Origin of the sequence: Hymenobacter sp. APR13, from assembly GCF_000737515.1 — a bacterium.
Classification (GTDB): domain Bacteria; phylum Bacteroidota; class Bacteroidia; order Cytophagales; family Hymenobacteraceae; genus Hymenobacter.
The window spans coordinates 780,330-792,620 of record NZ_CP006587.1 but is presented as its reverse complement, the minus strand read 5'-3'; the positions used below and the strand labels follow the sequence as shown (position 1 = coordinate 792,620).

Annotated in this window: 12 protein-coding genes; 2 read left to right on the top strand and 10 right to left on the bottom strand. The window is 60.9% G+C overall.

The window, feature by feature from the left end; translation table 11 throughout:
- Nucleotides 1–43: 43 nt before the first annotated feature.
- Nucleotides 44–1,384, bottom strand: coding sequence for a hypothetical protein (locus tag N008_RS03310; protein ID WP_044013715.1), 1,341 nt, complete (start codon nucleotides 1,382–1,384; stop codon nucleotides 44–46).
- 165 nt (nucleotides 1,385–1,549) lie between these two features.
- Between N008_RS03310 and N008_RS03305 the strand changes: the two genes are divergently transcribed.
- Nucleotides 1,550–4,315: a TonB-dependent receptor gene (locus N008_RS03305; protein WP_071884475.1), complete on the top strand. Its 2,766-nt coding sequence runs from the start codon at nucleotides 1,550–1,552 to the stop codon at nucleotides 4,313–4,315.
- Nucleotides 4,316–4,499: 184 nt separating this feature from the next.
- On the opposite strand, the gene N008_RS03300 is transcribed toward N008_RS03305, so the two are convergent.
- The 9 genes from N008_RS03300 to N008_RS03260 all read right to left on the bottom strand — a co-directional run bounded on the left by N008_RS03300 (nucleotide 4,500) and on the right by N008_RS03260 (nucleotide 11,311).
- Nucleotides 4,500–4,910: a response regulator transcription factor gene (locus tag N008_RS03300; RefSeq protein ID WP_052381147.1), complete on the bottom strand. Its 411-nt coding sequence runs from the start codon at nucleotides 4,908–4,910 to the stop codon at nucleotides 4,500–4,502.
- The gene (locus N008_RS03295; protein ID WP_052381146.1) at nucleotides 4,907–5,722 is read right to left on the bottom strand and encodes a sensor histidine kinase; all 816 of its coding nucleotides are present in this window, start codon (nucleotides 5,720–5,722) and stop codon (nucleotides 4,907–4,909) included. The genes N008_RS03300 and N008_RS03295 overlap by 4 nt, the downstream gene beginning before the upstream one ends.
- Before the next feature lie 286 nt (nucleotides 5,723–6,008).
- On the bottom strand, nucleotides 6,009–6,698 hold the full coding sequence (locus tag N008_RS03290; RefSeq protein ID WP_044013711.1) for a hypothetical protein: 690 nt from the start codon (nucleotides 6,696–6,698) through the stop codon (nucleotides 6,009–6,011).
- Nucleotides 6,699–6,792: 94 nt separating this feature from the next.
- Nucleotides 6,793–7,500 (bottom strand): hypothetical protein, encoded by a 708-nt coding sequence (locus tag N008_RS03285; RefSeq protein ID WP_156108988.1) that lies wholly within the window; start codon nucleotides 7,498–7,500, stop codon nucleotides 6,793–6,795.
- Between the two features lie 59 nt (nucleotides 7,501–7,559).
- Nucleotides 7,560–8,279, bottom strand: a complete 720-nt coding sequence (locus N008_RS03280; RefSeq protein ID WP_044013707.1) for a hypothetical protein — start codon at nucleotides 8,277–8,279, stop codon at nucleotides 7,560–7,562.
- Nucleotides 8,280–8,289: 10 nt separating this feature from the next.
- The gene (locus N008_RS03275) at nucleotides 8,290–8,619 is read right to left on the bottom strand and encodes a hypothetical protein (protein WP_044013705.1); all 330 of its coding nucleotides are present in this window, start codon (nucleotides 8,617–8,619) and stop codon (nucleotides 8,290–8,292) included.
- Nucleotides 8,620–8,761: 142 nt separating this feature from the next.
- Entirely contained in the window at nucleotides 8,762–9,049 is a 288-nt protein-coding gene (gene xseB / locus N008_RS03270) for an exodeoxyribonuclease VII small subunit (protein WP_081910588.1), read from the bottom strand.
- Nucleotides 9,050–9,276: 227 nt separating this feature from the next.
- Nucleotides 9,277–10,632, bottom strand: coding sequence for an exodeoxyribonuclease VII large subunit (gene xseA / locus N008_RS21265; protein ID WP_052381145.1), 1,356 nt, complete (start codon nucleotides 10,630–10,632; stop codon nucleotides 9,277–9,279).
- Between the two features lie 58 nt (nucleotides 10,633–10,690).
- Nucleotides 10,691–11,311: a hypothetical protein gene (locus tag N008_RS03260; RefSeq protein WP_044013702.1), complete on the bottom strand. Its 621-nt coding sequence runs from the start codon at nucleotides 11,309–11,311 to the stop codon at nucleotides 10,691–10,693.
- Nucleotides 11,312–11,473: 162 nt separating this feature from the next.
- Here N008_RS03260 and N008_RS03255 point away from each other — a divergent pair, with 162 nt between their 5' ends.
- On the top strand, nucleotides 11,474–12,238 hold the full coding sequence (locus N008_RS03255; RefSeq protein WP_052381144.1) for a glycosyltransferase: 765 nt from the start codon (nucleotides 11,474–11,476) through the stop codon (nucleotides 12,236–12,238).
- Nucleotides 12,239–12,291 lie beyond the last annotated feature (53 nt).

The window sequence follows — 12,291 nt, the reverse complement described above, 5'->3', positions numbered from 1 at the left end:
AATGCCAGAAACAAACAATAAAAAGCTACTTGGCGCAGTACGCTCAGCGGCCGGCCATGCGCGTTACTTGGGTTTTGCCTTCGCGCGCCGGTACCAGCTGCAAAGAAGCGGGTGCCCCGGGCTGGTACTCGATATAATTGGCTTCGCTGAAGCTCGGCGTCAGCTCCAGGCAGGCCTCGGTGCCCACGCACAGGCGCACCGGCTGGTTGCCGTCGTGCCAGGGCAGCGAAAGATAATCGCCTTCGCGCAGTTCGCCAGCTGCCTGGCCATTGAGTTGTACCGGCAGCGGGGGCGCATTTTTCTGGCGCCGTCTGTACACCATCAAATGGGTAACCAGGCCTTCTTTATTCAGCGAAATCAGGCCCGATGGCCCCGCGTAATTGGTGGTCAGCCCACTGAACAGATTAAGCGAATAGGCATGCTTGGGCGGCCCGCCGTTGAAAAGCAGCGTGTTGTTATTGTTGTAGAGCGCCGGCGCGAAAAACAGGAAGGCCGTGCCGCGCTTTTCCAGCAAATAGTAATCGGCGCCGAAGCGGATGTATAGCTGTTGGCCGTCGCAGAAGCCCCAAGCTTGCTCTACCGCTACGTGCTGGCCTTCCGGCGTGAGCATGAACGGCGATACGGCGCGCAGCCCCTGCCACTCGGCTGTCTGGTAGGCGCGGGCGTCGGCCTGCACGTTACCTGGCCGGCCCGGGGCGTTGTAGCGAAACTCAAAAAAGTTGTTGTACACACCCGGGCGAAGGCGCTCTTCGCTTTGGATAGGATAGGTCTGGGTTGGTAGCCGGCGCCGCAACGCCGCTGCCTCGCAGCGCGGGTTGGCGGCCTGCTGCGCCGCCCAGTCGACGCCCGCCATCTGCTGTAAGCTGGCTTCCAGCAATGCCCCCAGGTTAGCCATGTGGCTGTTTTTCGGCTCCGCGCTACTGATATGCTGCGTGGTGCGGGAGGTGCGGCACAGCAGGTAATATGTGCTATCGGGCTGGCGGGCGTACCATTCGGCGGAGAGTTCCGCCGCCATTTGCACGCGAAAGTTGCCAACGGGTGCCTCCGCCACGCCTACAGACAGAATGCGCAGCACCACAGGCCGGGCCCCGCCCGCTGGCAGGCGGTTGTGCAGGAGCCCGGCCAGTTCCGGCACCAAGCCCTGCTGCAGGTCCACTTCCCGCAATGTGCTGTTCAGGCCGCGCACTACCAGGCCCAGCGGCCCGGCGGTAGGCCGGGCGTCAATCACCTGCTCCACATATACGCCCGGTACGGATAGATTCAGTAGCTCGGTCTGCAGGCTGATGACCACAGGCGCGCCCGAAGAAAGCTGAGCAGTAGCCGGGCCACAGCCTATATATAGCAGAAAGGCCAGGCCGATTTGCAGCAGGAATAGGAAGCGCATACGAGAGAAAAAATAGAACCGGATCAGATAAAGACGAAATTGTGGAATAAGGCCAAATGTACGGCTGGCGGACAGCTTGCTGCAAACCCCACGCTTCCGTTTTCCGGCTCCCCTTCAATCCCTTACCTTTGCTAAGCGCAAACCCCGCGCTTCCTGCTTTCCGGTATGAAACAACCCTTACTGACTTTCCTTTTCACCTCTCTGGCTGTCGTTTCGGCGGAAGCCCAAAGTACCTTTTCCATCCGGGGCCGGGTGCTCGATAAGCTCACCGGCGAGGGCCTGCCCGGGGCCACCGTCCAGATCAGCGGCAACGGCGTAAACACTGGCGCCGGCACTGAAGTAAACGGCTCCTACACGGTGCCCAACCTCAAGCCCGGCACCTACGTGGTGCGGGCCTCGTTCATCGGCTACAAGATGGGCGAGCAGAAAGTCACGATCGGCAGCCAGAACGCCGTGGCTACCTTCTCGCTGAACTCCGACAACGCCACGCTCAGCGAGGTGCAGGTGGTGGGCTCGCTCGGTATTGCCGTGGAGCGCTCCACGCCGGTGGCCTTTTCGGCCGTGAACGAGGTGAAGCTGCGCGAAACGCTGTCGAACCGCGACCTGCCGATGATTCTCAACGAAACGCCCGGCGTGTACGCCACCCAGGGCGGCGGCGGCACCGGCGACTCGCGCATCAACATCCGCGGCTTCGACCAGCGCAACGTGGCCGTGATGGTGAACGGCGTGCCCGTCAACGACATGGAAACCGGCCAGGTGTTCTGGTCGAACTGGGACTTGGGCGACGTAACCAAGAGCCTGCAGGTGCAGCGCGGCCTGTCGGCCTCGCGCATTGCGGTGCCCTCGGTGGGTGGCACCATCAACGTGCTGACGCGCGGCTTCGACGACAAGCGCAGCATGCTGGCCCGCCTCGAAACCGGCTCCAACAACTACCGCAAAGCCTCGCTGATGCTCAGCAGCGGCACGCGCAAAGGCGACTGGGCCTTCACGTTCTACGGCTCGCGCCGCACCTCCGACGGCTGGGTGACCAACGCCTTTGACGACGCCTGGACCTACTTCGGCAACGTCAGCAAGAAGCTGGGCAGCCACCGCCTTTCGCTCACCGGGCTGGGCTCGCCGCAGAGCCACGGCACCCGCTCGTTTCAGTCGAATGTTGGCTTGTATTCTGAGGCCAAGGCCCGCGAGCTGGGCGCCACGCCCGTAGCCAACGGCGACAAAGGCTTCAAGTATAACCCGTTCTGGGGCACGCTGCAGCGCTATGACTACGACCGCGCCACCCGAACCGTGAGCAATGTGCAGGGGGAGGAAGTGCTGAACGAGCGCAGCAACTTCTACCACAAGCCCCAGATCAACCTCAACGATTTCTGGCAGGTAAACGATAAGTTGTTCGTGTCGACGGTGGTGTATGCCTCCTACGGGCGCGGCGGCGGCGTAAGCGGCCTGACCAGCGGCAACTCCAGCACCATCAGCACCATTTCGACTACGGGCCAGACCGATTTCCAGGGCATCTACGACCGCAACATCGGCCTGCCCACGCCCAACAACCCCGACCCTAACCCCACCCGCCGCTCCACGCAGTTCCTGGTGAATAACGTGAACAGCCACCGCTGGTATGGTTTCGTGACGGGCGCCGACTACACGCTCAACGACAAGCTTACGCTATCGGCTGGGGTGGACGGGCGCACGTACTACGGCCTGCACTACCGCGAAATCCGGGATTTGCTGGGCGGCGACTATGCTCTCCCGATCAGTGACCGGAATTCCGACCCTACCACACGGCTTGGCGTTGGCGACAAGCTCAGCTACAACTACGACGGCAAAACGCAGTGGCTGGGCGGCTACGGCCAACTCGAATACAAAACGCCGGTGCTGTCGGCCGTGGTGAGTGGCACAATATCGCGCATCGGCTACAAGCGCATTGATTACTTCCAGGCCAAGACAGTGGACGTGGACGGTGCCAAGCGCCCCGTGGGCTTCGGCCAGACCTACAAGGCCGCCGACGGCCAGGTGTACACGGCCGCCGACGGCAGCACCGTAGAAACTGACTGGGCCCGCTACACCGGCTACAGCGTGAAAGCCGGCGCCAACTACAACCTCACCGAGTTCAACAACCTGTTTTTGAACGTGGGCTACAACAGCAAGGTGCCCTTCTTCAACCAGGTATACACCACGCAGGGCCTACTCTACCCAAACGTGCGCCCCGAAGGTATCACCAGCATCGAGTTGGGCTACAGCATCAACTACCCCAGCATGAAGGCCACGCTGAACACGTACTACACGCTGTGGGCCAACAAGGCTACCAACTCGGTGAATACTTCCACCGGCGAGGCGATATACAGCAACGTGCGCAACGTGGATGCCCGCCACATGGGCGTAGAGCTGAGCGTGGCGCAGGAAATCAGCCGCCGCCTGCAGCTGAATGCCGCCATTGCCCTCGGCGACTGGCGCTGGATTGGGCAGGGCCTGCTCAACCAGACCGACGAAGGCGGCAACCCCGCTCCCGGCACCCAGCTCGACGAGCCAGTATACCTCGACAACACCCACGTAGGCGACGCCGCTCAAAACCAGTTTCAGCTGGGCTTGCGCTACGAGCCGATCCGGGGTCTGTACATCCGGCCATCGTTTCTGCTGTTCACCAAGTACTACGCCGCCTTCAACCCCGAGAGTATCCGCAACCCGGCCACCCGCACCGACTCCTACCGCCTGCCCACCAGCCGCAACCTCGACCTGCACTTCGGCTACGACATCAAGCCGCTGTTCAACGACCGGGTGAAGCTGGGCCTGAAAGCCTCGGTGCTCAACGTGCTGGATGAGTACTACTTCACCGACGTTTCCAACCGCAACAACTCCAACGTCATCGACCCCAACCTGATTCAGGCCTTCTTCAACCGGGGCCGCACGTTCACGGTAGGCCTGTCGGCTACGCTGTAGAGTAACTGAGTAGTTTCTGTCTCTCCACGCAAAAGCGCCGGCTTCCTGGGGGAGGCCGGCGCTTTTGTGTTGTTACGGTGAGGCATGGCAACAGGCTGCGGAGCCCGTGGAAAACCAAAAGCGTCGGCTGCCATGTGGCAACTGACGCTTTATCGGATGATGAAAGTCAGCTTACGCAGCTACTCTACAGCGTAGCCAGCGCCGGGCGCGACTCGTTGTTGTTGTAGGCGGCCAGAATGGCGCCGCGTACTTCCTCAGGGCTGGCGTTTTTGAGCAGGTAGCCGTGGGCACCTTCGGCCTTGAGGCTCTCAATCAGCTCGGGCTCATCGTGCATGGAGATGATAATGACGCGAATGCGCGGGTATTGGGCGCGCAGCAGGCGCACGGTCTGCAGGCCGTCGAGGTTGGGCATCTGCAGGTCCATGAGGATGACATCGGGCAGGTTACCCTGGTCGAGCCGCTGGAGTAGTTCTTCACCGTCGCCGGCTTCAAAGAGCACTTCCATGCCCGGGAAGCCGCTGATCAGCGCCCGCAGCCCTTTACGGAAAAGGATGTGGTCGTCGGTAACGGCAAGACGAATAATAGCAGGTGTCATAGGGCAGGAGAAAGGGCAGGTGCCTGATTGGTAGTAAGATACGGAATGGGGCAGGATATCCAAACACGGCTGCCAGCCCCTGTTTCCGACTCGTAGCGGAGGGTGCCTTGCAGCACCGCCACGCGGCTGCGCAGGTTGGTGAGGCCGTGTCCGGTGCGGGCGCCGGGCAGCGGCGCCGCCTCCACCAGCGTGGGGTCGAATCCGACCCCGTTGTCGGAGTAGAAGACGGAAAGCGTGTCGGGACCGAAATCGACGACGATGTGGATAGTTTCGGCGTGAGCGTGGCGCAGGCCGTTGCCGAGCAGTTCCTGCACCACGCGGTACACGATCAGCTCGTACTTGGGGTCGAGGCGGCGGGGCTGGCCTTTCTGCTCCAGCGTGAGGTGGGTAGCGCCATCGGCGGGCACGGTGCGGGCCAGGGCATCCAGCGCAAACGGCAGCCCGAACTTCTGCAGGGCGGCCGGCAGCAGGTTGCGCGAAATGCGGCGCACCTCCGTAATGGCCTGGTCGAGGAGGACAGTGGCTTCCTGGGTGTAGGTGGGCTGGCCCAGCGTGCTCAGGTGCAGCTTCACAATGGCCAGAGTGGTGCCCACGCCGTCGTGCAGGTCGGCGGCAATGCGGCGACGCTCTTCTTCCTGCGCCAGCAGGGCGGCTTCCAGCGCCTGCTGCTGGCCCATTTCGCGGGCCTGCCGCAGCTGCTCCTGCTGCCGCAGCAGCCGGCGCTGGTAGCGCAGCACAAATGCCACGATACCCAGCGCCAGCAACAGCAGCACCGGAGTAGCCAGCAGCACCGGAATCAGCCAATTGTTCATGAACGCGAAAAAGACAAACGCCGGGCGGCGTGAATAATTACCTGAGCAAACAAGCAGTAGGAAACAAAGGCGACGAGGATCGAAAGTAAAGCTACTGGATTTTGCCCCACCAACCCCACCGGGAGTCAAACAAGGTATTCATGCTTTTCTTGTAGCACCAGCCCCGAAAAGTACGGTGCTCCACTTGAAATCACCACAGTCCAGCTGCAATTTTGGGCAGGTTGCGGAGTGCTGCCTGCTGCTAGTGTGCTGGGGATGAGGGCTACTGGGAGCAGGCGGCAGCTGCTCAGCCAAGGTCGCGGCCAGAACGGCTCGCCAGCCAGAAGGCCCGAGTTAGGAGTAGGTGCAGCCCCAGATTAACGACGCTCAGCCCTGCGTACGCCAGGCGCAGCTCGGGCCCCGGAATCAGGTGGCTCGTTAGGAACAGCGTGATAGTGCTCGAATAGAACAGTAGGAACCCTACACTGACTACAAACATGGCATCCTGCCAGAGGCTGGTGGAGCGCAGTTCCAGCAAGATCTGCTCGAAATACAGCAGTACCAGCCCGATAATCAGAATGTGCTTGAGCAGGGTAGTATAGGTGTCATTGAAAATAAGGGTTTGCGTGATGGCCTGCCACAGGTGGCTGAGCACGAAAAAGTCAAACAGCGCCAGCCCCGTAAACACTGATCCAATCAAGGGAAAGTAGCGCTGCCAGGAAAGCTGTAGCGTGTGGTAATAGGCCGCCCCGATAAACCAGAATTCCAGAATGCTAATCAGCTCATTTACTCCATTATTGTTATGCCAAGCCAATCTGGCGTATTCGCTGAAACCCATCAGCAACAGCCACATCAGGCAGCAATTAACCAGGATGCGCAGGTTGCGCGGCAGCCGCTGCCGCCATAGCAGCCCGGCCACCACCGGTACCAAAATGGATGCCTGACAGACAAAATAGAGCACCTTCAGCCAGTAAATAATGTCGCTCAGGTCGGGCATAGCAGGTGGAAGCAGCGAGAAACAAACGACTCGCGAGGCAATCCACTACGCAAGGTACAAACTGAAGCTGCCCGCCGCCAGCTGTCGGCGAAGTCTAAAGCGGCAAACCTGCGCCGACAACAGCCGGCGGCGGGTGGCGGCCCAGCCAGAAGGCCCGTGCCAGCAGCACGTGCAGTCCCAGATTGACGACGCTCAGCCCTGCAAACGCCAGGCGCCGCTCAGGTCCCAGGATAAGGTGCTTGGTCAGGAATAGCATGAGCGTACTGGTGTAGAAGATTAAGAACCCCACACTTACCACAAACATGGCATCCTGCCACAAATTTATCCGCCGCAGCTCCGTCAGGCATTGCTCGAAATACAGCAGCAGCAGCCCAATCATCAGGATATACCTGAGCAGGGTAGCATATTTGTCACTAAAAATAAGCGTCTGCGTGATGGCCTGCCACAAGCCGCTGAGCACAAAGTAGTCGAATAGCGCCAGTGTCGTAAACACCAGCCCAATCAGCGGAAAGTAGCGCCGCCAGGGTAGCCGCAGCGTGTAGTAGTAGGCCGCGCCGATAAACCAGGGTTCCAGAATGTCGACCAACTGGTATACTCCATTGTTGTTGCCCCAGGCCCAGCTGGCGTATTCGCCGAAGCTCATCAGCACTAGCCACATCAGGCAACAGTACACCAAACTACGCAGGTTGCGTGGCAAACGTCGCCGCCATATCAGCCCGGCTACCACTGGTATCAGAATGGACGCCTGACAAACGAGATACAGCGCCCGCAGCCAGTACATGATGTCGCTCAGGTCTGGCATAGTAGGCGTAGCAGGAAGTACAAACGATTCGTAAGAGGCCTCCCCCGCTGGGTTGAACGCTAAGCTGGCTGTTGAGCCGTGGCCTCCGTCAGCGGCTCCACGGCCAGCTGCGGCTGCCGCCCCGTCAGCCAGAAGCCCCGCGCAATAAGCCCATGCATGACCAAGTTAAGTACGGAGTTGATGGCATAAACTATGTCTCCCTGCAAGACGTCATTTTGTTCAAAGAAGTAGGACCGCATTATAAGGGCTACGACCGTACCGGCGTAGTACAGTAACAGGGCCACGCTGATCACAAACATGGGGTCACGCTCCAGCCGGACATTGCGCAGTTCTCGCAGTATCTGCTCAAAGTACAGCAGGGTCAATACCACAACGAAGGCGCTTTTAAGCACAGTTGTATAGGTAATAGGCAGCATTAGTCCATGTAGTACAAAGGCGTCGAGCAGAGCAAACGCTGTGTACAGAATGCCCAGCGGCAAAAAGTAGCGGCGGAGCCGGAACCGCAAAACACGATGGTAGGCTACCCCGATAAACCACATTTCCAGGATATCCACTGCATCCCAGACAGCAACATTATAGCCCCAGAATTTGCCGGCAAAAGTGCCGAAAGACATCATCACCAGCCACATCAGGCAGCAGTAGAAGATGACCCGCGGAGCCGATGCCAGTTGCTGCCGACGTCGAAATCCAGCCACTATCGGTACCAGTATCGACGCCTGACTGAAATAAACCAGTGCGTAGAACAGCTGCGTAAGCGTAGCAGAATCCGGCGTCGGCATGGCAGTAAACTTAGTGCTGCAGTGGGCTGTCTACGTGGTTAGGAGGCGTAAGCAACCCACCGTTGAACACTTTGTAGCCGTCTTCTACCAGGTCGGTAGTGGAGTTGGCACTGACCAGCACCATCGTGTCGGTGCTGCCGTTGTTGGCCAAGTAAATCCGGATGCCCTTGGTGTTGGGCTGGGCCATCAGCTCAGTGAAGACACTGTTGGAGAAGTACACCGAGCGCAGCTTGTCCGGATTATCGTGCTGGTAGGTGGCAGTCCAGGCTTTGGCCTCGTCGAGGGTGATGGATTGGCCGATGGTTGCCTCGTCGTCGTTGGAGTGGAGTGGTGGATTCATGCGCAACAGGTAAGCGGTGTGTAAGAAGAGAGCAGAATGGAACAAAAACAGTAGGAATTTGAGCCATTCAAATATAGGTGAAAGCCCATTGTATGCAAGCTGCTCAGTTTGTCTTTACCAGTTGCCAGCCATTGCGCTGCTGCTAAAACAGCAGACCACCGCTGGTGTCGCGCGGGGTTTTGGGCGTGCGTTTGGCGGGTGGCGTAGGGGCGGGAGCTTCAGGCTCGGGCAGTTCCTCGTCCTGATCGAGGTTCTCAAACACCCGGTCGATGGCGTCTTCGGCGGTGCGCAACTTCTGTTTGCAGAGGCGGATGAGCGTGGCCGAGCGCTGCACGCGGGCCGTCAGCTCGTCTACATCTACAGTATCGGTTTCCAGAGCCCGCAGAATGGTTTCCAGTTCAGCTATAGCGTCGCGGTAGGTGGTTTCCATTTTGTTTGTGAGGTGATAGAGTGATGAGGTAATGAGGGACAAAGAACGTCATGCAGAGGCGCAGCCGAAGCATCTCGCGTGCTGACGCGCTTTACCCGGTTGCATTTCCAAAAAGGAGCGGGGAGCCGAACGGGGTTGATTGGTGAATACCTTTCCGGGGATTACTACGCTGGCGAGATTCCTCGTCGCTGCCTTGATGCGCCACATACTCGGAACGGCATTCTTCTTCACCCCATTACCCCATCACTTCGCTTCATTTCCAGCAGCCGGATTTCGGCGCGGTGCAGCAGGCGCTCGGCGGCCAGCTGCAGCTGGAAGCGGCGCGTGAGCAGCTGCTCGCGGCGGCGGCGGTGCAAATAGCGGAAGCGCCGGGCCAGCAACTGGCCCAGGCGGCGCAGATGGCGGTGCTGGCCTTCGGCGGCGTGGTGAGCGGCCCGCTGCAAGGCCAGCCGCTGCTGGTTCAGCAGCAGCTCCTGCTGCCGCAGGCGCTGCCGGGCCAGCGGCGCCGTAATACGTACGCGCTGACGCAGCGCCGAATGATGGTCGTGCAAGCAACCCTGGGCGGCTTGGTGGGTACGGCGGCCTAACCTATCCAGGTGGGCGGCGGCGGCGTAGAGGCTCTGCTGGGCCAGCTCCTGCACCCGGGCACCGTAGCCCTCAAACACGGCATCGAGGCGGGCCAGCCGGTCGGAGAGGAAGGCGGCTACGGCGGTGGGCGTTTTCAAGGCCAGATGCGCGGCCATATCTACCACGGCCTCGTCCCGCTCGTGCCCGATGCCGGTGAGCACGGGCAGCGGAAACGCGCCAATGGCGGCCGCCAGCCCGTAATCATCAAACGCCAGCAAATCGGTTTTAGAGCCCCCGCCCCGGATAATCACCACGGCATCGAACCGCTGGCGGTGGGGCCGGATGGCGTCCAGCGCCGTCCGGATGCTGGCCGGGGCGTCGTCGCCCTGCATGGCGGCCGGAAACAAGGCCAGCGAAAACGCATACGCCGACTCCTCCAGCTGGCGCACAAAATCCTGGAAGCCCGCCGCCGTCGGCGACGAGATGATGGCCAGGCGCTGCGGGGCCAGGGGCAGCGGCAGCGCCCGTTGCCGCTCCAGCAGGCCCTTTTCTTCGAGCTTGCGGATGGTTTCGAGGCGCTGCCGGGCCAGCTCGCCCACGGTGTAGGTGGGGTCGAGGGCCAGCACGTCGAGGCTCAGGCCATACTGCTCGTGGAATTTCACCTGCACCCGCACCATGATTTTCAGGCCGGGGCGCAGCTCCTGGCCGGTGTGCTCGGCAAAGGCCGGGGCCAGCTGCTGGTAGCGCTGGCTCCAGATGGTGGCGCGGGCCTGAGCCTTGAGCTGGGCGCCGCGGCCGGTCTGGTGCTGGTCGGTGAGGGTGAGGTAGCAGTGGGCGCCGGCAAAGCGCGGCAGCGTGAGGTCGGCAATTTCGGCCACCACCCAGTAGGAATCGGCAAACCGCTCGGTCAGGGTCTGCTTCACACGCAGCAGCAGCTCGGCCAGCGGCAAAGCCACGGGCGGCGGCGGAGTGGCCGGCAAACCCGGTTCGGAACGGCGGTTGTAGAGCGGTGGCATGGGCTGTAAAGGTAGGGCCTGCGCGCCGCCCATGCCAGCACGGGCGTTAGCGCAAACGCTAGCGGCGGGCCAGCGGCTGGAACCGGTAGCCCACCTGCAGGCCCACGCCACCCTCAATCCATACGCCCCCCGTGCTGTTGAGCGAGGCCGACTGCCGGCGCCGCAGGTTCAGGCCCAGGTAGCTGTCGAGCGTCAGGCGGCGGCCCAACGACGACTGCCGGCCCAGCAGGAACTGCACCTGCGCGGTGGTGCGGGAGCGGTTATAGTTCAGGTTGGTGTACCGGGAATGCTGCTCTCTGCTGTTGCGCAGGTAGGTGTGCAGGTTGGCGGCCGCAAACCAGCCCGCCAGCGGCCGGATTTTGTGGCGCCGGAAGTAGTGGCGCAGCTGCACGTTGGTGTTGTAAAACCGCTCCCGCGTTGTGTAGTTGTCTTCCACGATGCTCCCGTCGTAGTCGTAGAAGATGGTGCCGCTGCGCCGCGAGTAGCCCAGGTAGCCCACACTGCCTATCACTGACCACTGAGTTGACAGCTGCCGCTCGTAGGTCAGGGCATAGAAACCGGGCCCGAAGCCCTGTAAGCCCAGCTTGACGATCTGCTGGGGTGGGGTGGTAGCAAGAATGGTGTCGGGGGCAGACAGCAGGGTGGCGGCGCTCAGGGCCAGCACGTAGCAAGCAGGCATATGGATATAGAATTAACCGGTAGAAATACGGGGTTAAACCTACGCAAATTCCGGCAGCAGCCAAGCACTTGTCTGGTGAGTTGGTGCGGCTGCAACTTCGGGCCGGATCTGCCAGTATGGGTTACGTATCTTTGCCCTCTTTTCCGGTTTGCCCTATTGCTCATGCCCCAACCACCCGCTGCTGCCACCTATCTTTCCCAGCAAACCCTCACCGTGCTCGTGCCGGTGTACGACGAAGAAGAAAGCCTGCCGCAGTTTGTGGTGGAGATGGACAAGTTTCTGGCTCAGACACCGGTGCCTACCACCGTGCTGTTCGTCAACGACGGCTCCACAGATGGCTCCCTGGCCCTGCTGCGCGACATTACGCGCCAGAACCCGGCCTATCACTTCATCAGCCTGAGCGAAAACCGGGGCCTAAGCACGGCCATCAAAGCCGGCATCGACCACTGCCGCACCACGCTGGTCGGCTACATCGACTCCGACATCCAGACCACGCCGCTGGACTTTCTGCAGTTCTTCGGGTTTCTGCCCGAGTACGACATGGTGAACGGCATCCGGGCCAAGCGCCAGGATACGGTGGTGAAGAAGCTGTCCTCGAAAATTGCCAACACCGTGCGCCGCACGCTCATCAACGACGGCATCGAGGACACCGGCTGCCCGCTGAAAATCATGAAGATTGAGTACGCCCGGCGGCTGCCGCTGTTCCACGGTATGCACCGCTTTCTGGGGGCGCTGGTGCAGCTGCAGGGCGGCCGCGTGAAGCAGCTGCCCGTGCGCCACTTCCCGCGCTTCGCCGGCACGGCCAAGTACAACCTCTGGAACCGCGCCTGGAAGCCGCTGGTAGATACGTTCGGCTTCCGCTGGATCCGAAGCCGCTGGAAAAACTACGAGATAGGGGAGGGGAGCCAGGTGAAAATTGAGAATTAAAAATTAAAAATTCTGCGACCTGGCACCGTTTAAAGCAGCTGACTGCAGGTATT

Excerpts from the sequence above, each read along its gene's own strand:
- xseB (WP_081910588.1), bottom strand. The coding sequence starts at position 9,049 with ATGGAAACCACCTACCGCGACGCTATAGCTGAACTGGAAACCATTCTG.
- N008_RS03290 (WP_044013711.1), bottom strand. The coding sequence starts at position 6,698 with ATGCCCGACCTGAGCGACATTATTTACTGGCTGAAGGTGCTCTATTTT.
- N008_RS03285 (WP_156108988.1), bottom strand. The coding sequence starts at position 7,500 with ATGCCAGACCTGAGCGACATCATGTACTGGCTGCGGGCGCTGTATCTC.
- N008_RS03255 (WP_052381144.1), top strand. The coding sequence starts at position 11,474 with ATGCCCCAACCACCCGCTGCTGCCACCTATCTTTCCCAGCAAACCCTC.
- N008_RS03310 (WP_044013715.1), bottom strand. The coding sequence starts at position 1,384 with ATGCGCTTCCTATTCCTGCTGCAAATCGGCCTGGCCTTTCTGCTATAT.
- N008_RS03295 (WP_052381146.1), bottom strand. The coding sequence starts at position 5,722 with ATGAACAATTGGCTGATTCCGGTGCTGCTGGCTACTCCGGTGCTGCTG.
- N008_RS03300 (WP_052381147.1), bottom strand. The coding sequence starts at position 4,910 with ATGACACCTGCTATTATTCGTCTTGCCGTTACCGACGACCACATCCTT.
- xseA (WP_052381145.1), bottom strand. The coding sequence starts at position 10,632 with ATGCCACCGCTCTACAACCGCCGTTCCGAACCGGGTTTGCCGGCCACT.
- N008_RS03280 (WP_044013707.1), bottom strand. The coding sequence starts at position 8,279 with ATGCCGACGCCGGATTCTGCTACGCTTACGCAGCTGTTCTACGCACTG.
- N008_RS03260 (WP_044013702.1), bottom strand. The coding sequence starts at position 11,311 with ATGCCTGCTTGCTACGTGCTGGCCCTGAGCGCCGCCACCCTGCTGTCT.
- N008_RS03305 (WP_071884475.1), top strand. The coding sequence starts at position 1,550 with ATGAAACAACCCTTACTGACTTTCCTTTTCACCTCTCTGGCTGTCGTT.
- N008_RS03275 (WP_044013705.1), bottom strand. The coding sequence starts at position 8,619 with ATGAATCCACCACTCCACTCCAACGACGACGAGGCAACCATCGGCCAA.